This window comes from Mesorhizobium alhagi CCNWXJ12-2 (assembly GCF_000236565.1).
GTDB classification, from domain to species: domain Bacteria; phylum Pseudomonadota; class Alphaproteobacteria; order Rhizobiales; family Rhizobiaceae; genus Allomesorhizobium; species Allomesorhizobium alhagi.
The window spans coordinates 1-20,107 of sequence record NZ_AHAM01000109.1 but is presented as its reverse complement, the minus strand read 5'-3'; the positions used below and the strand labels follow the sequence as shown (position 1 = coordinate 20,107).

General features: G+C 62.5%; 17 protein-coding genes. 7 read left to right on the top strand and 10 right to left on the bottom strand.

The features are described from left to right. A partial coding sequence (locus tag MAXJ12_RS13305) for a hypothetical protein (RefSeq protein WP_008836409.1) occupies positions 1–527 on the bottom strand: 527 nt, incomplete at its 3' end. 649 nt (positions 528–1,176) lie between these two features. Between MAXJ12_RS13305 and MAXJ12_RS13300 the strand changes: the two genes are divergently transcribed. Then, positions 1,177–3,462 carry an acyl-CoA dehydrogenase gene (locus tag MAXJ12_RS13300; protein WP_008836408.1) on the top strand — a complete coding sequence of 762 codons (2,286 nt, stop codon included), beginning with the start codon at positions 1,177–1,179 and terminating at the stop codon, positions 3,460–3,462. 78 nt (positions 3,463–3,540) lie between these two features. On the opposite strand, the gene MAXJ12_RS13295 is transcribed toward MAXJ12_RS13300, so the two are convergent. Genes MAXJ12_RS13295 through MAXJ12_RS13285 form a run of 3 tightly spaced genes read right to left on the bottom strand, consistent with a single transcriptional unit; the run spans position 3,541 to position 8,917 of the window. Next, a complete protein-coding gene (locus MAXJ12_RS13295; RefSeq protein ID WP_008836407.1) occupies positions 3,541–5,409 on the bottom strand; it encodes an acetyl-CoA hydrolase/transferase C-terminal domain-containing protein in 1,869 nt (622 codons plus the stop codon). After that, positions 5,406–7,514, bottom strand: coding sequence for a 3-hydroxyacyl-CoA dehydrogenase NAD-binding domain-containing protein (locus MAXJ12_RS13290; RefSeq protein ID WP_008836406.1), 2,109 nt, complete (start codon positions 7,512–7,514; stop codon positions 5,406–5,408). The genes MAXJ12_RS13295 and MAXJ12_RS13290 overlap by 4 nt, the downstream gene beginning before the upstream one ends. Continuing rightward, positions 7,514–8,917: an acetyl-CoA C-acetyltransferase gene (locus tag MAXJ12_RS13285; RefSeq protein WP_008836405.1), complete on the bottom strand. Its 1,404-nt coding sequence runs from the start codon at positions 8,915–8,917 to the stop codon at positions 7,514–7,516. Before MAXJ12_RS13285 ends, MAXJ12_RS13290 begins: the two co-directional genes overlap by 1 nt. Positions 8,918–9,165: 248 nt before the next feature. On the opposite strand from MAXJ12_RS13285, the gene MAXJ12_RS13280 reads away from it, so the two are divergent. Next, positions 9,166–9,795, top strand: a complete 630-nt coding sequence (locus tag MAXJ12_RS13280) for a transglutaminase-like cysteine peptidase (protein ID WP_008836403.1) — start codon at positions 9,166–9,168, stop codon at positions 9,793–9,795. A 57-nt stretch (positions 9,796–9,852) separates the two neighbouring features. On the opposite strand, the gene MAXJ12_RS13275 is transcribed toward MAXJ12_RS13280, so the two are convergent. The 3 genes from MAXJ12_RS13275 to MAXJ12_RS13265 all read right to left on the bottom strand — a co-directional run bounded on the left by MAXJ12_RS13275 (position 9,853) and on the right by MAXJ12_RS13265 (position 12,996). Next, positions 9,853–10,677: a carbohydrate ABC transporter permease gene (locus MAXJ12_RS13275; RefSeq protein ID WP_008836402.1), complete on the bottom strand. Its 825-nt coding sequence runs from the start codon at positions 10,675–10,677 to the stop codon at positions 9,853–9,855. Between the two features lie 2 nt (positions 10,678–10,679). Further along, complete coding sequence (locus MAXJ12_RS13270; protein WP_008836401.1) at positions 10,680–11,654, bottom strand: carbohydrate ABC transporter permease; 975 nt, start codon at positions 11,652–11,654, stop codon at positions 10,680–10,682. A gap of 73 nt (positions 11,655–11,727) precedes the next feature. Further along, on the bottom strand, positions 11,728–12,996 hold the full coding sequence (locus MAXJ12_RS13265) for an ABC transporter substrate-binding protein (protein ID WP_008836400.1): 1,269 nt from the start codon (positions 12,994–12,996) through the stop codon (positions 11,728–11,730). A 315-nt stretch (positions 12,997–13,311) separates the two neighbouring features. On the opposite strand from MAXJ12_RS13265, the gene MAXJ12_RS13260 reads away from it, so the two are divergent. After that, positions 13,312–13,566, top strand: coding sequence for a hypothetical protein (locus MAXJ12_RS13260; protein WP_008836399.1), 255 nt, complete (start codon positions 13,312–13,314; stop codon positions 13,564–13,566). Between the two features lie 31 nt (positions 13,567–13,597). Here MAXJ12_RS13260 and MAXJ12_RS13255 read toward each other — a convergent pair whose 3' ends face one another. Continuing rightward, positions 13,598–13,903, bottom strand: coding sequence for a DUF982 domain-containing protein (locus MAXJ12_RS13255; protein ID WP_008836398.1), 306 nt, complete (start codon positions 13,901–13,903; stop codon positions 13,598–13,600). Positions 13,904–14,131: 228 nt separating this feature from the next. On the opposite strand from MAXJ12_RS13255, the gene mgtE reads away from it, so the two are divergent. From mgtE to MAXJ12_RS13240, 3 genes are all read left to right on the top strand, one after another. Next, positions 14,132–15,562, top strand: a complete 1,431-nt coding sequence (gene mgtE / locus MAXJ12_RS13250) for a magnesium transporter (protein ID WP_008836397.1) — start codon at positions 14,132–14,134, stop codon at positions 15,560–15,562. An 87-nt stretch (positions 15,563–15,649) separates the two neighbouring features. Further along, entirely contained in the window at positions 15,650–16,036 is a 387-nt protein-coding gene (locus tag MAXJ12_RS13245) for a MerR family transcriptional regulator (RefSeq protein ID WP_008836396.1), read from the top strand. Positions 16,037–16,154: 118 nt separating this feature from the next. Next, a complete protein-coding gene (locus MAXJ12_RS13240; protein WP_008836395.1) occupies positions 16,155–17,564 on the top strand; it encodes an adenylate/guanylate cyclase domain-containing protein in 1,410 nt (469 codons plus the stop codon). Positions 17,565–17,586: 22 nt separating this feature from the next. Here MAXJ12_RS13240 and MAXJ12_RS13235 read toward each other — a convergent pair whose 3' ends face one another. After that, positions 17,587–18,063, bottom strand: a complete 477-nt coding sequence (locus tag MAXJ12_RS13235; protein WP_008836394.1) for a methyltransferase family protein — start codon at positions 18,061–18,063, stop codon at positions 17,587–17,589. Next, positions 18,060–19,055, bottom strand: coding sequence for a heparan-alpha-glucosaminide N-acetyltransferase (locus tag MAXJ12_RS13230; protein WP_008836393.1), 996 nt, complete (start codon positions 19,053–19,055; stop codon positions 18,060–18,062). The genes MAXJ12_RS13235 and MAXJ12_RS13230 overlap by 4 nt, the downstream gene beginning before the upstream one ends. Before the next feature lie 76 nt (positions 19,056–19,131). Between MAXJ12_RS13230 and MAXJ12_RS13225 the strand changes: the two genes are divergently transcribed. After that, positions 19,132–19,962, top strand: a complete 831-nt coding sequence (locus MAXJ12_RS13225) for an aldo/keto reductase (protein ID WP_008836392.1) — start codon at positions 19,132–19,134, stop codon at positions 19,960–19,962. The last annotated feature ends 145 nt before the right edge of the window (positions 19,963–20,107 follow it).

Sequence of the window (20,107 nt, the reverse complement as noted above, 5' to 3'; positions counted from 1 at the left end):
ATGACCTCCAGCCGCTCGTCGCCATCGACAATATGCGCGTCGCCGATCAGCGTGTAGGATCCGTCACCGGTTATGAACACATCATTGCCGCCGCGGTCGGTGACGATGTTTGCATCCTGACTGCGACGCGATTCAAGGCTGTCGCCGAACACCAGAGAGCGGCCGAGGCCGCCGACGATCGATGTGTCGAGGCCCTGGACGTTGATCACGTCGTTGCCGGCAAGCACCGCGTCCCAGAACGTCTGGGGATTGTCGTCCAGCGTGTTGGGACTGACCGCAAGTCCGGAAATGACGACATCTCCGGAAATGCCGTTGGGTTCGAGGCGCACCTCGCGGACGATGCCGTTGATCGGGCGATTGTCCTGATCGAAGTCGAAACCTTCGCCGGTGACTTCGACCTGGTGTCCGTCATCATTGGAAAAGCGCCAGAAGTTGTCCTGGGTCGTCAGGCTTTGCTCGAAACTGACGAAAGTCTGGTTTGCAAGATTGACCGGCGCCAGTGCGCCATCGAAGCGAAGAAATGCCATGGAAGTTCTCCTTGCGGCAGTCGCAGATGGACCGCCGTTGTTGTTGAGTAGATCGGCCGGGCCTTACGGTGCCTAATCGCGGCTATTTGCAGCCGGCACTCCGACAATGACTATCGTTTGCTGATTATGGTTGAGCGGTACGCGCCGCTGGGTTGCGGCCGGTTCGGAAGGGCCGTGTTTTATCCACACGGGCCGCCGGTGCACTAGAAGGCTTGTGGTCCGGTAGCTCCGCCAAAGCGGAAACCGCTGAAATTACAAATGAATAGCAGGACGGCACTGGGCCTAGCCACTGCCGTCGCTTGGGGTTTGCCGGGCGGAAACAGTACCGCCGGTACAGCAATGTTCTCCTGATGCCGCTCAGCCGGCGGATAAATTGCTCACCACGCGCCCCGACATTGCGTCGAAGTTGGCAAGATCGATCGTTCTGGATGAATCCAAGAGCGCATCTCCTTTCGTCTTCAAACCTCCGAAATCGAGGCTGGCGGGTAAATCGCATCGGGAGAGACCGGACGATAGAGCCGTGCCGGCCACAATCGGGCCATTTGCGCCACTACAAGCGGATGCGTCCCGAATGCCAGGCAGCCGGCCGGAACCGATCGCGGTGCGCGGCATTCCAGCCTGATGGCATGAGGAACGGGAGGCGTTTTCCATGAGCCTGCGTACTTTCCGCCGCGACACCGTCACCAGGCCTGTCTTCAAATGGGCCTCGCGCATCGTGCCGCCGATCTCCGAGACCGAGCGCGACGCGATCGATGCGGGCACGGTGTGGTGGGACGGCGAGCTTTTCACCGGCAATCCCGACTGGAACAAGCTTCTCGCCATGCAGCCCGCCAGGCTGTCCGCGGAGGAGCAGGCCTTCATGGATGGGCCGGTGCGCGAACTCTGCGCCATGGTCGACGACTGGAAGATAAACTGGGAGGACCGCGACCTGCCCCGTGAGGTCTGGGGCTTCCTGCGGGAGAAGAAATTCTTCGGCATGATCATCCCGAAGAAGTATGGCGGCCTCGGTTTTTCCAACACCGCGCATTCGGAAGTCGTCCGCACCGTATCCTCCTGCAGCGTGGTGGCCGGCGTGACGGTGATGGTTCCGAACTCGCTCGGCCCCGGCGAATTGCTGATGCATTTCGGCACTGACGAGCAGCGGGACTACTGGTTGCCCAGGCTCGCCGACGGGCGCGAGATTCCCTGTTTCGCTCTCACGTCGCCGGATGCCGGCTCGGATGCGGCGGCGATGGCCGACACCGGCATTGTCGAGCATGGCGAGTGGGAGGGCGAGAAGGTTCTGGGCGTCAGGCTCAACTTCCACAAGCGCTACATCACGCTCGGCCCGATCGCCACCGTCATGGGCCTCGCGTTCAAGATGTACGATCCGAAAAATCATCTGGGTCGTGGAGAAGAACTCGGCATCACGGTTGCGCTGCTGCCGATATCGACGCCGGGTATCACTTATGGCGAGCGGCACGTCCCGCAATTCACCCATTTCCAGAACGGTCCGCTTTACGGGAAGGACGTGTTCGTGCCGCTCGACCGGATTCTGGGCGGCGAGAAGCAGATCGGCGAAGGTTGGAAGATGCTGATGACCGCGCTTGCCGCAGGCCGCGGCATTTCGCTGCCCTCGCAGTCGGCGGCGTCGGCCGCCATATGTGCGCGCGCCACAGGAGCCTACGCGCGGGTCAGGACCCAGTTCGACGTTCCGATCGGCATGTTCGAGGGCATTCGCAAGCCGCTCGCCGACCTTGCCGCCAATATTTACCTGATCGACGCAGCCAGGCGGCTCACCACCGCCGCCCTCGACGAGGGGCACAGGCCGTCGGTGATTTCGGCCATCATGAAATTCCACGCCACCGAACGCATGCGCGAATCCATCGAGAAGGCGATGGACATTCATGGCGGCAAGTCGATCATCGACGGCCCGAAGAATTATATCGGCAGCCAATACAGGTCGGCGCCGATCGGCATCACGGTCGAGGGCGCCAATATCCTCACGCGCAACCTGATGATCTTCGGGCAGGGCGCGGTCCGCTCGCATCCCTACATGCTGAAGGAAATGCTGGCGCTGGCCGACAAGGACGAGAAGAAGAGCCTGGACGCATTCGATCAGGCAGTATGGCGCCACGCCGGTCATGCATTCGCCACCGCTGGGCGGGCCCTCGTGCGCGGCTGGTCGGGCGGGCGCATCGGGCCGGTTCCGGACGGCGCGGCGATGCCCGGCTACTGGAAACAGCTCTCGCGGCATGCCGCGGCCTTTGCGCTGCTCTCCGATTTCGCGCTGCTGACGCTTGGCGGCGCGCTCAAACGCAAGGAGATGATCTCGGCCAGGCTGGGCGACATCCTATCGGAACTCTACCTGCTCGGCGCGGTTCTGAAGCGCTTCGAGACAGAGGGGCGGCATGAGGAAGACCGGCCGATCGTCGACTATGTGATGGGCCAGGGCCAGGGCCGCATCGCGGCCGCCTTTGCCGGCGTGCTCGACAATCTGCCGGCGCGCTGGGCGGCTTTTCTTGTCAGGCTGCTCGCCTTTCCCGTGGGCATTCCCGCCCCGATGCCGTCCGACGAACTGACGAACGAGGTGGCTGAAACACTGATGAAAGATTCGCCACAGCGTGATCGGCTGACGCCGGATGTCTATCTCGGCGAAGGTCACAAGGAGCACCCGCTGAAAGATCTCGAGCAGGCTTTCAGGCTCGTCACTGCCGCGGCGCATATCGAAAAGAAGATGCGCGAGGAACATGCGCGGGATCCGAAAGACGCTCGCGACAGGGGCGTCATCAGCGCGGCGGAGTTCGAGCAGCTTGCCGAAGCCAAGGCGGCGGTGGATCGCGTGGTGGCGGTGGACGCCTTTCCCATGGAAGAGGTATCGCCGATTGCGGCGCAGCACCAGCGGAAAAAGGCGGCGCGCAACAAGCGCTCCACGCGCTCGGAGGCTGCCGAATAGATGCGGGCGGCGTGAGATCGCTTTTGCAATCAAAATGCGTCGGCGCCCGCGGTGCTGGATCGCTCCGGATTAGGGCAATTAATCGCCGTGCCTGAGCGCCCAAGTAAGCAGTTTTGCATAGAGCCGTTCGCGCAAACCTGCGGGCGCTGCCAGTTGCATTCTCTCCAGCGCCGCGCGCTCCTCGTCATCGGGCCTACCTTCGGCCAAGGACGCAAGGACCACACGCGCAAGCGATAGTCTGGATGCACTTGCGTGCTTCAGATGCCGCAGCGCCGGAATCAAGCGCTGTTCCTCTTCCGTAAACTCCGAGGCAAATGGAAACTCGGCGCACCAGCCTTCCTTGCGCAGCGGAGCAAGCGCTTCGGCTATTCGTTCCGGCGTGTTGCGGCGGAAGTCTTGCGGAATGGCGTAGTCCTTCTCGATCTTGCCGGCGGATTTCGCCGCGTCGAGCAGCTCGTCCTGAAAGGACGAATCTGCGATTGCCAGCATGGCGGCGACGCAGTCGCGATCGGATTTGCCGCGCAGATCGGCAACGCCGTATTCGGTCACGACGACATCGCGCAGATGCCGCGGCAGCGTCGTGTGACCGTAGGACCAGACGAGGCGCGATTCACGGCGCCCGCGCGCCCGGCGCGTCGCGTTGAGCGTGATGATTGAGCGCGCGCCTTCGAGCGCGAAAGCCTGGGCGACGAAATTGTATTGCCCGCCGACGCCGGAGACGACGCGGCCATCGGCAAGCGCGTCCGACACCGTTGCTCCCAGCAGCGTGACCATCATTGCATTGTTGACGAAACGCGCATGCACCCGATCGGCGCGCTTTCTTTCCTCCTCGCCATAGAGTTCGTTGACGAAGGAAATGCCGCGCATCCGGAAGAGCGCACGCTCCTCCTCGGGCAGGTCGCGGAGAAAATCGTACAACGCATTGCTGCCGACAAAGAAACCGGAATGGAGGATGGCCCCATCGGAGGCACGGCGCTTCAGGATGCCTTCCCGATAAAGGTCCGCAAAGCCGTCGACAAACATTTCGCTGGCGGCGTAGAGGCCGGTTTCGAAGCCTTCCGTCTCCCGCTTTATGGTCTGATTGCCTGGAGAGAGGCGATGCAGCGCGTCGGCAAATAGCTCGGGCTGTCGCTGCCGCAGGATCAGGCCGGCCGTCAGCGCGTCGCCCAGCGAGCCGATGCCGATCTGCAGCGTTCCGCCGTCCCTCACCAGACTTGCCGCATGGATGCCGATGGCGTAATCGGCGGCCGACACCGGTTCCCTCGGCACGACGAAGAGCGGCCGATCGCGCTCGGGTCCGTCGAGAACCAGATCGAACTCGCTGGCCGGCAGCGCCGCCTCGCCGGGCATGAAGGGCAATTGCGAGCTCACTTCGCCCACCAGAAGGGCCGGCTCGCCCCGGGCCTTCAGTACCGGCAGAATGTCGAGCGTAATGTCGGAATTGCAGGACAGGCTGTACTTTGCGTCGGCGCCATCGCCGCGCTTTGCCACAAGCTGTGCGACCACGTTTATGCCGCGGTCGAGCACATAGCGGCCGGCATGCGTGTAATTGGCCGAGACATAGTTCTGTTGGGCGACCTCGATCGAGAGCCAGCGCCCGGCGACGAAGAAGAACTCGCTGACGCGGACATTTTCGGGCAGCGAGCCGTCGCGCAGCGCCATAGCGTAGGCGAGACCCGGGTAGCCCGAATATAACCGCTCGTTCAGCGGTTCGATAAAGCGGCGTTCCATGTCACTCGACCAGGAAGGCTTCTCCAGCGTCAGTGCCGTGAATATCTCGAGATCGATCGACCTGTCCTCGGCCGCCCGCTCGAACAGCGCGTTGGCGACGAGATTGGCCTTGCCGAGCCCGAGCGGAAGCGCGAGCACGATGCGCCCGCCAAGGCGCTCGATGATCCGGTCGGCGACGCTTTCGGCCTGTTGGTGCTGGTCCGGCTTGCCCGTCACGTTTCTCCGCCCAAGGCCTCCCAGCCCTTGTCGGGGGCAAAACGGGGTCCGTGCTTCTGTTCGAGCCGCTTCAGAGTCTCCACAATGTCCGCCACGCCGCGGCTGCGCGCATAGTGCATCGGCCCGCCGCGGAACGGCGCGAAACCGGTCGCAAAGATCATAGCGCCGTCGAGCGAGTCTTCGTCCTCGACGATGCCCTCGCGCAGGCAGCGCACGCAGGTGTTGAGCATGGGCAGGACAAGACGGTCCGACATTTCTGGACCGGGCGCTGGCGTGTCGGGCGCTTTTTTCGGCTTTCCCTTGTCGTCATAGGCGTAGAGGCCCTTGCCCGCCTTTCGGCCGGTCTCGCTGCTTTCGACCTTCTTTTCGAGCCATGCCGGAATGTCCGGGGCCGGGTCGTCGAGCTTGTCCTTAAGCATCCGGACGACCTCCAGGCCGATGTCGAGCCCGACGCGATCGGCTAGTTCGATCGGCCCCATGGGCATGCCGAAATCCTCCGCCGCTTGGTCGATAGTCTCCTTGGGCGTTCCCTCGTCAAGCATGACGAAGGCCTCGCTCAGATACGGCGTCAAGGCGCGGTTGACGAGGAAGCCGGGCGCGCTTTTCACGGCGGCCGGCAGCCGCTCGATCGCGCCGCAGAAGGCGTACGCCCTGTCGAGCGTCGTTCGGCTCGCTTTATCGTGCGCGACGACCTCGACAAGCTCCATCTTGGCGACCGGATTGAAGAAATGCAGGCCAACCAGCCGGTCCGGAAAAGCCAGGCCCTCGCGCAGCACCTCAAGCGGAATGCTCGACGTGTTGGTGGCCAGAATCGCGTCCTTCTTCATTTTCGGTGCGATCCCGTCAAACACCTTGCGCTTGACGTCCGCCTTCTCCGCAACCGCCTCGATGACGAGATCCGCTTTGGCGACGCCCGAGCCGTCGAAATCGGGCATCAGGCGGTCGAGTGCGTCGCGCCGGTCGATGCCTGATTGAAGCTTCTTGTCGTAGAACTCCGCGGCGCGGCCAATTGCCTTGGCGATTGCGTTGCGGTCGAGGTCGGCAAGCGTGACACGCAGTCCGTGCGAGGCGCACCAGGCAGCGATATCGCCGCCCATCGTGCCCGAGCCGATGACGTGAACATGCCGGATGCCGCTTTCGCCCTTGGCGGAGCTCTTCAGCTTCTCGCGCAGGAAGAAGACACGAACGAGGTTCTGCGCGGTTTCGCTGGCGAGCAGTTCCGAAAACGAGGTGATCTCGGCCTTCTGCATTGCCTTGGCGTCGCCGCCATGCTCCTCCCAGAGATCGATGAGGCGGTAGGGCGCCGGATACTGTTTCCTCGGCGCGTGTTTCTCGGCCTCGGCCCGCATCTGGCGGGCGGCGAACTGGCGTGCCGGCGAGAGGCCGAACACACCCGATTTCCAGTTGCCGCGATCCGTCTTCATCTTGCCGGCCACTGCCGCTCGCACGGCGTTTTCAACGTGGCGCTCCTCGACGACAGCGTCGACGAGACCGAGCGCCTTGGCCTTCTTTGCGTGCACGGTTTTGCCGGTCAGCATCATCGTCATCGCCTCGACGGGATCGATCAGCGCCGTCAGCCGGAATGTCCCGCCGAGTCCAGGATGCAGGCCAAGCCTGATCTCGGGAAAACCCAGCTTCGCACCATCGATGGCGATGCGGTATTTGCAGGCCAGCGCGATTTCGAGCCCACCGCCGAGGCAATGCCCGTGGATGACTGCCACCGTCGGGAGTTTGAGCGCCGCCAGCCGGTCGACGATCTCGTGCGCCCGCTTCATGCGCGTCTCGACCTCGCCCGCCTCGGTCACGCCTTTGAAGTCGCGAATGTCCGCACCGGCGATGAAGCCGCCCTTCTTGGCCGAGCGGATGACAAGGCCCTTGGCGCCCATGCCCTCGACATTCCCAAGCACCGTATCGAGTTCGGCCAGGACAGCCTCCGACAGGGTGTTCGTGCTTTCGTCGGCTCTGTCGAGCACAAGCCAGGCGATATCGTCCGATCCCTTGCTCAGCCGCGAGTGCGTGAAAGCCTCCGGAGCGTCCTGAGGTCCCAGTTCCATATTGCGGGGCGCGAGCGTTTTCCAGACGGAGGCTTTTGTTGTGACCGGCATCATGCAACCTCCAGAAGCATTGCGCCGCCTTGTCCGCCGCCGATGCATTCGGTGGCTATGCCGCGCTTGAGCCCGAGCCGGCGCATGGCGTTGACGAGGTGAAGCACGAGGCGGTTTCCGCTTGTGCCGACGGGATGGCCGAGGCTGATCGCCCCTCCGTCCACGTTGAGCCGGTCACGGTCGATGCGCCCGAAGACGCCGTCGAGGCCGAGCACGTCGCGGCAATATTCCGCGTCCTCCCATGCGGCGAGGCAGGCGAGCACCTGAGCGGCGAAGGCTTCGTTGAGTTCCCAAAGATCGATGTCCTCGCGGGAGAGATCCCGGCGTTTCATGATCTCAGTCGAACACAATGTCGGGGCAAGCCCCATGATCGAGGGATCGAGCGCCGACCATTCGCTGTCGACAATGCGGGCGAGGGGCTCAAGCTTGTACTTTTTCATCGCCTCTTCCGAAGCGAGGACGGTCCAACACGCCCCGTCGGTGATCTGGGAGGAGTTGCCGGCGGTGACGTTGCCGTAAGGCTTTTCGAAAACCGGGCTCAGATTCGCGAGCTTGTCCATCGACGTGTCCGGCCGCACTCCGTCGTCATGGTCGTAGAGCGTGCCGTCGCGGGCGACCATCGGGATGACCTCGCCGTCGAGAAAGCCGTTATTCTGCGCGCGCGCCAGACGCTGATGGCTTTCCAGGGCGTAGGCGTCGGCGGTTTTGCGCGTGATTCCGAAGAGGTGGCCGATTACTTCCGCCGTCTGGCCCATATTCAGTTCGGTCAGTGGATCGGTGAGTCCGCGTTCGAGCCCGATCACCGGCTTTGCCATCTCCGGCCGCAAGTCCGCGAGCGCGGCGGTTTTTTTCCAGGCAGTCTTCGCCGTCGCGAAGCGGCCGAACCATTCGACCGCCTGCTGGCGAAGCACCAGGGGTGCGTGGGACAGCGCTTCCGCTCCGCCGGCGAGAATGAGATCGGCCTTGCCGGCTTCGATCGTCCGGAAGGCGGTATCGATGGACTGCATGCCGGATCCGCAGTTGATCTGGACGGTGAAGGCCGTCATTGCCGCGCCCATGCCGAGCCTGAGTGTGGCCACGCGCGCGGGGTTCATCTCGTCGGCGATGACATTGACGCAGCCGAGGATCACGGTGTCGAATTCATTCGGAAAAAAGGGCTGGCGCGTGAGAAGCGGCCGGCCGCATTGGACCGCCAGATCGACCGGCGTGAACGGCCCCGGCTTGTTGCGAGCACGGAGGAAAGGAGTCCGCACGCCGTCGACCAGATAGACGGGACGGCCGGAACTCGCCTCGGTCCGGCTGGTGTTTCTCGATCTGCCGGTGGTTGTTTTCCTGGCTGCAGTCGCTTTCGCCGCACGAGCCGGGCTCTTCGCCTTCGCAGCGGGCTTCGGCGCCTGGGCCATCACGTTGCTCCCCATATTCGTCGGCGGGATGTCGAGCTGAATTGTCTCTTGGAGGAGAGTGAGAAGATCATGCCTTCTACCGCACAATTCCGCCTCGAAGGCCGAACGTTCAAATCTGCCGATCGGTTCCGCTTGTGCCTCTAACGCCTCGGTCACGTTCAAATTCACGAATCCGTTATTTGCCCGGACTTCCCAAAGGTCGTTAACGGATGGTAAACGAATGAAAAAACACGTGACTTGGGCGGGTAATGGGCTTCTTTACAACGCGAATATGGGTTCGTGCCGGGATTCTTGCGGCTTTTGCAGTGGCCGGAATGTCGGCAGGGCAGGCAACGGCTGATAATGATGTGCCGGGAATGATGCTGATTGGCAGGAAGACCTCGCAGCCGATCGGCCATTACGAATTCTGCCAACGGATGAGTTCGGAATGCAGGATCTGGTCCGATCGACGCGATCCGGTGCAAATGTCCGACGCGATGTGGGCATTGTTCGGGAACGTCAACACGGCCGTCAATAGATCGATAAAGGCTCTGAGCGACGACAAAGCATACAGCAAAAAGGAATTCTGGACGTTTCCTGACGACGGCACAGGCGATTGCGAGGACTACGTGTTGCTCAAACGGAAAATGCTCCACACGCACGGCATTTCGCTTTCGAACCTGCTGATTACCGTTGTCAGGCAGAAAGACGGCGAAGGACATGCCGTGCTGACCGTCAGGACGGGCGACGGCGACCTAATTCTCGACAATTTGAACGACGACGTAAAGCTTTGGACGCAGACGGGATATCGGTTCATGAAACGCCAGTCAGCCCGATACACGGGGCGCTGGGTTTCGATCCTGGACGACAGAGACGTCATGGTAAGCTCAGTCAATTAATTGCAGCTTTCGCCATAGCGCGGGAAGCCGGGCGGAGCAGCCACCGCTTTCATCGCCTTATCCCTTGACCCCGCCCGCGGTGAGGCCGGGGACGATTCTGCGCTGGAAGACGAGGACGAGAATGACCAGCGGCACGGTGACGATCACCGAGGCGGCCATGATAATGCCCCACGGAGTTTCGAACTGGGAGTTGCCGGAGAGGAGCGCGATTGCCACCGGCACGGTACGCTGCTCGTTGTTGGAGGTGAAGGTGAGGGCGAAAAGGAACTCGTTCCACGCGCCGATGAAGGCGAGAAGCCCGGTGGTCACCAGCGCCGGTCCCATCAACGGCAGGAAAACGCGCGTGATGATGATCCAGGGCGTCGCGCCGTCGATGATTGCCGCCTCCTCGATCTCGATCGGCAGGTCGCGCACGAAGGTGGTGAGAACCCAGACGGTGAACGGCAACGTGAAGATCATGTAGGAGAAGATCAGCGCGAAGAGCGAGTTGTAGAGGCCCAAGGCCCGGATCAGCTCGAAAAGGCCTGCAAGCACGGCCAATGGCGGGAACATCGAAACGGACAGGATCGTAACGAGTAGAAGCGAGCGACCGCGGAAGCGGATGCGCGCAAGCGCGTAGGCGGCGGTGACCCCGAGAAACAGCGAGATGGCGACAACGGCGGCCGAGACGAAGAGCGAATTCAGAAGGTTGCGCGGGAACGTTCCCACGGTGAAAACGGTCACATAATTGCTGAGGCTGAACGTCTTCGGCCAGTAGTCGACCTGGAACAGCGCCGTGCCCGATTTCAGGCTGGTGATGATGGCGTAGTAGAACGGGAAGACGGCAATGACGACGATTGCCGCGACAAGAAGATAGAAGGCCGCTCGCCTGACGATCCACATGATCAGCGGCCTCCGCCCAGCTTTACCCGGCCCACCCACATGAAGAGGATGGTCAGCGAGCCGAGGATGATGAAGAGCAGGGTCGAAGCGGCCGAGCCGTAGGCGAATTTGTCGAACTCGAACAGGTTCTCGCGGGCGAACACCGACATGGACTTGGTCTGCACATTATTCGGCGTGAGCACGTAAATCAGGTCGAAGATGCGAAAGGCGTCGAGGCCGCGGAAGATCACCGCCACCATCAGCGCCGGCCGAATGAGCGGCAGGGTCACCTTCCAGAAAACCTGCCACGGGTTGGCGCCGTCGAGCTTGGCCACCTCGTGGATTTCGGTCGGGATCATCTGAAGGGCGGCGAGAATGAGCAGCGCCATGAAGGGCGTCGTCTTCCAGATATCGACAATGAGCACGGCGATCATCGCAGTGTCGGCGCTGGCAGTCCAGGCGATCTTCGTACTGATCAGGCCGAGCCTAAGAAGGATGTCGTTGAGGATTCCGAACTGATCGTTGAGCATCCACTGCCACATTTTCGCTGAGACGATCGTCGGGATCGCCCAGGGAACGAGGATGGCGGCGCGCACTATGCCGCGGCCACGAAACTCGGTGTTGAGCACCAGCGCGACGATCGTGCCGAGGATCGTCTCGCAGGTGACCGAGATCACCGTGAAGCGCACCGTGTTCCAGACTGCGCGCCACCAGACGGGATCGACGAGCAGGCCATCATAGATGTCCCGGCCGCTTGGCAGTTGCAGGACCGAGAAATAATTGGCGAAGCCGATCCACCGGGCGGCCTCGAGATCGGCGAGCGAAGCGTCGGTGAAGCTGAAGTAGATCGTGCGCATCAGCGGCCAGCCGGCGACGGCGGCGAGCACGACCAGCATCGGGGCGAGGAACAGCCAGGCCGAGCGCGCGCGCTGGCGCATCAGTTGCGAGCGGCGGGCAGACGGCACAGCGATTTCAAGCGTCAGTCCGGCTTGTGCCATGGCGCACCTGCTAAATTCACTCACCTAGGTGGCGGACAGCCATTGCAAGGGGCGATCCGCCGGCGCGGTGAAACTACCAGCCTGCACCCTTGAGCTTGGTCAGGGAGATCTCGAGTTCTGCAAGGTTGTCGGCGGCCGTGCCCTCGCCGGACATCGTCTTGTGGACAGCGGTCCAGAACTGGCTCGATACCTCATTGTACTTGATCTTGACCGGGGCCGAGGGACGCGGCACCGCGTTGAGGAAGACATCTTTCCAGCGCGGAACGATCGGCTGCTCCCTGGCGACGTCGGCATCGTCGTAAAGCGTCTGAATGGTCGGCAAATTCGACGTCCTCAGGGTGCGGTACTTCTGCATTTCGGGCGAGGCGATCCACTTGACCAGCTCGATCGCCGCTTCCGGATTATTCGAGTATTTGGAGACCGCGAGGTTCCAGCCGCCGAGGGTTGCGGCCGAGCGGGCGCCTTCACCGGATCCCGCCGGCAGTGTGGTCACGTCGAACTTGCCTTTGACGGCCGAGTCTTCGCCATTGCTAAGCGAATAGGCGTAAGGCCAATTGCGCATGAAGACTGAGTTACCGGTCTGCCAGACGCCGCGCGCCTCTTCCTCCTGGTAGGCCAGGACCCCGGGGGGCGAGATTGTTCCCACCCAGCCCTTGGCCATTTCGACGGCCGCGGCTGCTTGCGGGTTGTTGATGGAGATCGTGCCGTCCGGCTCGATGATCTGGCCACCGCCGTTCGACTTCACCCATTCGAGCGCGTTGCAGGTCAGCCCCTCATAGGCATTGCCCTGGAAGACGAAGCCCCACATGTCCGTGTGGCCGGCCTCACGCTCCTTGTCCATGACGAGCTTGGCGGTCTCGGTCAGTTCCGCCCAGGTGGTCGGGACCTTGGCGCCGTATTTGTCGAGGAGGTCCTTGCGGTAATAGAGCGCCGGCGCATCGGTGAACACCGGCAGGGCGACCAGTCTGCCATCGACTGTCTGCGACTCGATGATCGACGGGAAATGGGCGCCCACCACATCCCTGGTAGCCTCGGTCAGGTCGACGAGCTGGTTGGCGAGCTGCGGAGCCCAGATGACGTCCGTCTGATAGACGTCGATATCGGTGTTCTGGGCGGCGAGCCAGAGCCTGTACTGGCCGAACTGATCCGTGGTCGAGGTCGGCATCGGAACGATGGTGACCTTGTTGCCGGTGTTCTCCTCAAACTGGTCGAGTATCTCCCGAAGAACCTGCAGGCCATTGCCGGTATCGCCCGACACGATCGCCATGTCGACGGCCTGCGCCGGGCCGGCGGCCAGCATGGCGCCTGCGGCAAAGGCAAGGAATGTGCGACGAAGCTTCATGGTGGTGAACCTCCCTTTCGAGCTTTCAGGTCGCGCGGGAGGACACGCCGACCTGAAACGCTGTCCGTTTAACGCCCGCTGGCGTCAACGACTGGCGATCACCGCGGCCCTCGATCGAACCCGCACGCTCAGGGAGCACCATCATGAGGTTGCAAGTCAAGCTCGCCTGTCTTCCGGTATATAGAGGGGCAACGACTCCGAGCGGTCCGCGAGCCGGAGAAGGCGGTTCTGCTTGCCCTTGCTGAGGAATTTTCCATCTATACGGGTTGGAGGGTATTTCGCCCAACGCTTGGAAATCATTTTGCGAGGCAATGCATGCGGGAACTGCCGCACGACATAGAAGCCGACGTGGTATTCGAGATTGGCCGTATGCTGGACGGCCATTCCAAGGTTTCGCCGGTTTCGATTACGTGGCTGGTCGACGAAATTCGCCAGAACGTCGAGACCACTCTATCCGACGACGCGCTGGAACTGCTCGCCGTGGAAATGGTTTCAACACGGCACCTTCCGATGAAGCTCGACCGACCGCCAAAGGAGCGGCGGCAACAGCCGGCATCCAAATCCAATTGATCCGCGTCGGGTTAGCCTATGACCGATACCCTCACGCCCCGGGCGGTTTGGGAAGGGTCTCGGATTCCAGAACGCCGGCCGGAACAGACATGTCCCTGGCCAGGATTCCGGAGACCCGGGCCAGCGCCATAAATGCCTTGCGGGCATCGTCGGCAGATTCCTGGTCGATGGTGGCTGCGAAACAGGAGTTCAGTGCGCGTTGATAGATCGGGCTTTCCGGTGCGCCCGACCAATTCTGGAGAAATGTAAGCGCTTCCTCGACATCGTAGATTTCGGTTACTGGCCGGCCAGCCTCCGTCACGATCCGCACCGGCATGATGAACTGCAGTCTGTCCATGATCCTGATCCCCGCGGGTTCCAGCCCTTTGAAGGCTGGCCGGTTCAACGCATCAGCAGCTTGTTGGTTGCCAGTCTATTCCTCTTCCGGACTGGACGGAAGCTCCAGTTCGCCTGCCGTCCGAGTTTGCACGCTTCCGATCCGCGCGGCCGTATTTCGTTTGATATTCCGTCGCCTTGCGCGCTAAAGCTGCCCTGCAATCCTTTCCCGACTTGGAGCGAGGCGCATTTGGAAAGCCAGGACGATCCGAAGCCGGGCGCCGATGCCCATGAGCCTGCCCACGCCGATATTTACGGCGAGGATGGCGTCATCCGTGCATCGTTCCTTGCCCATATCGGCGCGGCCATCGCCGATCGCGACACGCTGACGCTCAAGCAGGATGTCGGCCGACTTCACCAGTCCGAACTCGGCGACCTGCTAGAAGCGCTGCTGCCCGAGCAGCGCCGCGCACTGGTCGAACTCCTCGGCGCGGACTTCGATTTTTCGGCGCTGACGGAAGTCGACGAGGCTATACGCCTCGAAATCGTCGATGCCTTGCCCAACGCGCAGATCGCACAGGCTGTCCAGGAACTCGATTCCGACGACGCGGTCTACATCCTCGAGGATCTGGACGAAGCGGACCAGAACGAGATCCTTGCGCAATTGCCGTTCACCGAGCGCATCAGGCTGCGGCGCTCGCTGGATTATCCGGAAGAATCGGCTGGCCGGCGCATGCAGACCGAGTTCGTCGCAGTGCCGCCGTTCTGGACCGTCGGCCAGACCATCGACTACATGCGCGACGACCAAAACCTGCCCGACCGATTCAGCCAGATCTTCGTGATCGACCCGACCTTCAAGCTGCTGGGGGCGGTCGACCTCGACAAGATCCTGCGCTCCAAGCGCTCGGTCAAGGTCGAGGAGGTGATGCACGAGACGCGCCACGCTATCCCGGCCAGCATGGACCAGGAAGAGGCGGCGCGCGAATTCGAGCAGTACGATCTTTTGTCCGCCGCCGTCGTGGACGAGAACGAGCGGCTGGTCGGCGTGCTGACCATCGACGACGTCGTCGACGTGATCCAGCAGGAAGCGGAAGAGGATCTCCTGCGCATGGGCGGCGTCGGCGACGAGGAGCTTTCCGATACGGTCATCGACACGTCGCGTTCGCGCGTACCCTGGCTGCTGGTCAATCTCGTCACCGCCTTCCTCTCCGCCTCGGTCATCAGCATGTTCGGCGCGACCATCGAGGAGATGGTGGCGCTGGCCGCGCTGATGCCGATCGTCGCCTCGCTCGGAGGCAATGCCGGCACCCAGACCATGACCGTTACCGTGCGTGCGCTGGCGACTCGCGACCTCGACATCTACAATGCCGGGCGCGTCATCCGTCGCGAGGTGATGGTCGGGCTGCTCAACGGCGTGGTCATAGCCGCGATCATCGGCCTGGTCGCCGGCTTCTGGTTCCAGAACGTTGACCTCGGCTTCGTCATCGCTGCCGCGATGATCATCAACATGCTGGCGGCGGCGCTCGGCGGCATACTGATACCGCTCTTCCTCGACAGGCTGGGCGCCGATCCGGCGATCTCGTCGTCGATCTTCACCACCATGGTTACCGACGTGATCGGCTTCTTCGCCTTCCTCGGGCTCGCCGCCTGGTGGCTGCATCTCGGCTATCCCGCCGCATGAGCGCCCACGGGCATCAGAATTGACTTTTACGTAAACGCCATGCGAGGGTTTGGCCGGGAATCGGGCAAACCGCCCTCGGGAGCGACAATGCGGGAATATTATTCGATCACCGAACTGACCCGCGAGTTCGACGTTTCGACGCGCACGCTCCGCTTCTACGAGGATGAGGGACTGATCCAGCCGGTGCGGCGCGGCCGCACCCGCCTGTTCCGCCCCACTGACCGGCATCTGATCAGGCAGATCATGCGCGGCAAGCGGCTCGGCTTCTCGATCAGTGAAATCCGCGAGATCATTCAGATCTATAAGGAGCCGCCAGGTGAAGTCGGCCAGCTCAAGCTGATGATCAAGCGCATCGAGGAAAAGCGGAACGATCTGCGCCAGAAGCGCCGGGACCTCGAGGAAACGCTGGCCGAACTCGACCATGCCGAGGAAGCCTGCGTCGAGCGGCTGGCCGAACTGGGCGTCAACACGTGAGAAACGTGACAGGCCGGGCAGGGGCGGTGTAGGATTGGAACCGCTTAGTCGGCGTGCGGGCCGCCTCGCCGTGATGTGTCGGCGGTCAAGAAAAGTGCTCCAGCCCTGAGAGGGTGAGATGAGCGAAACCGGGAATTTACTGTCGATCCTGCGCGAAGCAGCCGATGCCGCGGCCGTCGACGCCATCGAGGCCGCATTGGAGCGCGGACCCGACCGCGGCCTGTGCCGGATCAACGCGCTGGCCTTCGCAGACAAGCAGGCGCTGGATGAAGAAAAGACGGTCTCGGCTTTCCTTCACGCCTCCAGGATCGGCCTTTTCGATCTGTCCTGGAACGTGCTCTGTCCCGGCTGCGGCGGTGTGCTAGACGCCAACACTTCGCTGAAGACCGTGCTCAAGGACGAATATGTCTGCGCACTCTGCGCGGACGGTTATTCGCCGACGCTCGACGAAATGGTGGAGGTGACCTTCACCGTCAGTCCGCGGGTCCGCAAGATAGCCGCGCACGATCCCGACGAGTTGCCGCTTGCCGAGTATTTCCGCCAGATCTACTGGGGCTCGGGGGTGGACCTTCCGGAAGAAAGCTTCGACGAGGCGGTCGAAGGTTTTGTGCTTGAGGACATTGAATTGCCTCCGGGTGAGAAGGCGATCGTGTCAATCCAGCTTCCCCCGGAATTCATCATCGTCTTCGAACCTGTGACGCATTCGGCGCAGTTCATCGACGTGAAAGGCGAACCGACGCGCGAGCGGCAAAACCTTTCGCTGACGTTCGACAAGGATCACGTCCACAGCCAGACGCTGGAAATGCGCCCGGGGCCGCTGCGCATAGCATTCGAGAACCGGACCGACAGACGGACCTTGCCTACCATCTGTATCGCAGGCGATGTCCTCCACGGATTGCTTGGCAAGCGCCGGCCGTTCGTTACGGCCAAGCGGCTGTTGACAAACCAGACCTTTCGCGACCTCTATCGGACCGATACGCTGACCGTGGACCAGCGCCTCAAGATCACCAGCCTGACCTTCCTGTTCACGGATCTGCGCGGCTCGACCGAGCTTTACGAGCGGGTCGGCGATCTGGTGGCGTTCGATCTCGTCAGAGAACATTTCCGCGTTCTGAACGAGATCGTCGCGGCGGAAGCGGGCGCCGTCGTGAAGACGATCGGCGATGCGGTGATGGCGACCTTTCCGACGCCCGACCGCGCGGTTGCCGCGGCGCTCAGGATGCGCGAGGCCATGCGCGACATGAATGCCAGAAGCGGTCGTGCGGACCTCCTTTTGAAGATTGGCGTCCATGAAGGGCCTTGCATCGCGGTGACGATGAATGAGCGCCAGGATTATTTCGGACAGACGGTCAACATCGCGTCGCGCGTCCAGGGTCTTGCCAACTCACAGTCGATCTTCGCCACGGGGTCGGTCGTGAACGATGCCAAGGCGGCAGACCTCCTGCACACGAAGGAACTGACCCCTGTGTCGCAGGGCACATCACTGCGCGGCATAGAGCGCGAAGTGATGGTCTACGCGATCCCGTAGCTCCCGCCCGGACGGACTGCCATCATATCCAGCGCCGGACCCGCTTCGCATAGTCGCGGTACCTTTTTCCGAACCGCGCCTCGAGATGCCTCTCCTCACGCTCGATGGCGAGTTTCTGCGTGGCGAAGGCCGCCGCGATGGCCAGCGGCAGGAACCAGACGATGCCGGTTATCAGCCCGACGCCGATCATCAGCAGCGTGTTGCCGAGATAGATCGGGTTGCGGGTGAAGGAGAACGCTCCGGTCGTCACGAGATGCTCGGAAGCCCTGTTCGGCATGATGGTGGTCTTGGCGCGGGCCATTGTTCGCATCGCCGAAAAGTCGAGGGCGACCATCGCCGCGACGAGGAGCCAGCCGGCGGCGAACAAGATGTCGGAGAGAGGCGCCGAAATCCATGGCAGCGGAAAGAGCAGGCCGAGCGCTATGCTGATCGCGATGGCCGCAAGGTAGATAATCGGCGGCCACGGCAGCCGGTTCGGGCTGTTCTGGATATCGGTCATGGCGCGCCTCCCTCGAGAATGGAATTGTCGGTCTCAATGGTGCACTGGCCGGCGAACGTTTCGATTTTCGAGCGCAGTTCGGCGCTCTGGTCGCCCGCAAAGAGCCTGTTCAGCAAACCGTCAGGTTCGAGTGCGTCCAGCATGCAGACACAATAGCGCGTGCAGAACTCCGCGTCGCGGCTCTCCTCGCATGTCGCCTCGCAGGAAGCGCGGAACTGCACCTCCGGCGTTTCGACCGGCGCCGGAAAGGCTTGCGCAAACAGCCACAGGCCGGCGATCAGAACCGGCTGATGGATGAGATAGACGGCGAGGCTGTGCCGGCCGGCAAAGGTGAGGGGCAGCGACCATCGACCCGTGTCGACAGCGGCAAGCTTCGCAAGAAGCCCCTGCGATGAGGCCAATTTTGCCGAGGCCAGCCCGATCAGCACCGCGCCGAACCATGGAAACACCGGCACATAGTCGTTGGAGCGCGGGTTCGCCGGCAACAGGCCGGTCCACCACCATGCCGGATGGTCGAAGAATTCCGAGCGCAGAAAGTTTGGCGCGGCGATCACCGCGGCGGCGGCGATGAGCGTCGCCCACCAGGGCAGGCGCAGGAAGGCGAGGCCGAGCAGGCTCGCCAGCGCGATCTGGTGCAATATGCCGAAGAAGATGAAGCCGCCGGGCACTGCCAGCCAGGTGACCAGCGAGATGGCAGCCGCTGCGCCGGCGACCATGGCCAGCCGCCGCCCGAAGCCGGGCCAGCGTATGCCGCGGCCATGAGCGAGAAACAGGCTGACGCCGACAAGGAACAGGAAGCTCGACGCGATGCAGCGCGCGAACAGCTTCCAGCCGCCTGCTGCCGTCATACCGGTCGGGGCATAGCCGAAGAATTCCAGATCCCAGGCGAAATGATAGATTGCCATGGCGGCGAGAGCCGTGCCGCGCGCCACGTCGAGGGCTTCTATGCGCCTGATGGGCGCTTCAATGGGTTTGGATTGTTCAGGATGCATGCGGCGCGTGTTATTGGAGCGGAGTGACGCAACCGTTATCACGGATGTGCGGCCGGTAAGAACTGGAGAATTTCCCATGCACAATGTGAACGCCAATGGAGCGGCAATTCCCGCGCTCGGACTCGGCACATGGACGCTCAAGGGCGATGACTGCGCGAAGTTGGTGACGGAAGCGCTGTCCATCGGCTACCGTCACGTCGATACCGCGGCTTCGTACGAAAACGAGGCGGCGGTCGGCTCCGGATTGCGGGCGTCCGGTATCGCAAGGAACGACGTTTTCGTCACCACCAAGGTGTGGTGGACCGACATTGCGCCCGGCGATCTCGAGCGCTCGGCCGAATCGAGCCTCAAGCGGCTCGGACTCGACCAGGTCGACCTGCTGCTGATCCATTGGCCGAACCCGCAAATTCCTCTCGAAAGCTCGATCAAGGCGCTGAACGGCGTGAAGGCCGGGGGGCTCACTAGGCATATCGGCGTCTCCAATTTCACCACCACCCTGCTCTCTCAGGCGATCGCGCTGTCGGATGCGCCGCTCGTCGCCAACCAGGTCGAGCACCATCCCTACCTCGACCAGACAAAGGTTCTGGACGCTTGCCGTAAGGCCGGGATGGCCCTGGTGTCTTATTGTCCGCTGTCCAGGGGCGGCCCGCTGTTCGAAGAGAAAGCCGTGACCGACGCGGCGGCGCGTCACTCCAAGACTCCGGGCCAGATCGTCCTGCGCTGGCATGTCCAGCAGGAAGGCGTCGTCGCGATCCCGCGCACCAACCGGCTTGCGCGCCTGGCGGAAAATTTCGCTATTTTCGATTTCGCCCTGTCGGACGCCGAAATGGCGGCGATCTCGGCGCTATCAAAGGCCAACATCCGGATCTGCGATTACGATTTCTCGCCGCAGTGGGACGCCGCGTAATATGCCGCCAAGAAGAATGTCGCTGACGCCTGAGCTGGTGGCGCGCTGCCACCGGGCGGTCGAGGATACCGGCCCCGAACCGGGCCTGGCCTATCTCGATGACGCGGATTACGAGGCGATGCTGGACACAGCCCTTTTGGGTCGC